A 524-nucleotide genomic window follows, 5' to 3' on the forward strand; every position below is an offset into this window, starting at 1 on the left:
CCATGACTGTTGGGCCTCTTATCTCTCGTATGACCAATGCGGCCATGGGCTGTGTGGTTCGCACCTGCTGCGCGAGCTCACCTTCGTCATCGACTCCAATAACTATGCCTGGGCGGCCAACAAGCGTGTCTTCGGCCTCGTGATAGATTTTGGGACATCCCAGTCCCCAAAATCGACTCGGCCTTTGACAACCTATTGGTGCCCCAGCCGTCCTGGTCACCAAGCACTACGCAACAACTTCGCAAGCTCGTTGCTGCTCCGTACTTGGCTCCCATATGACTGGACGCCGCGTTCGGAGGCCTACTTTGTTTTCCCTCTGGCGCAAGGCACGCCGGGAAAACAGTGCGGCCTCGCGGCTACTGGGGACTACCAGCCTTCGCTTCGCTCTCCATGGCTGGCAGCGTATGAAGCGCCTGCTCCAGGAACCCTGCGCCATTGTCGCCAAACGCCAATCGAAGCGCCTGACCGGGAATGAGTACAAAAATCTGCAGAAACGCTACCGCAATATCCTCACCCGCGGTGCA

1 protein-coding gene is annotated in these 524 nt (G+C 58.2%); it reads left to right on the forward strand.

All coding sequences use genetic code 11. The features are described 5' to 3' along the window. On the forward strand, positions 1 to 475 hold a 475-nt coding region (locus tag ACOCD2_RS25965; protein WP_305802546.1), incomplete at its 5' end, for a hypothetical protein. Positions 476 to 524 lie beyond the last annotated feature (49 nt).

This window comes from Thiolapillus sp. (assembly GCF_048562965.1).
GTDB lineage: Bacteria > Pseudomonadota > Gammaproteobacteria > Chromatiales > Chromatiaceae > Thiolapillus > Thiolapillus brandeum_A.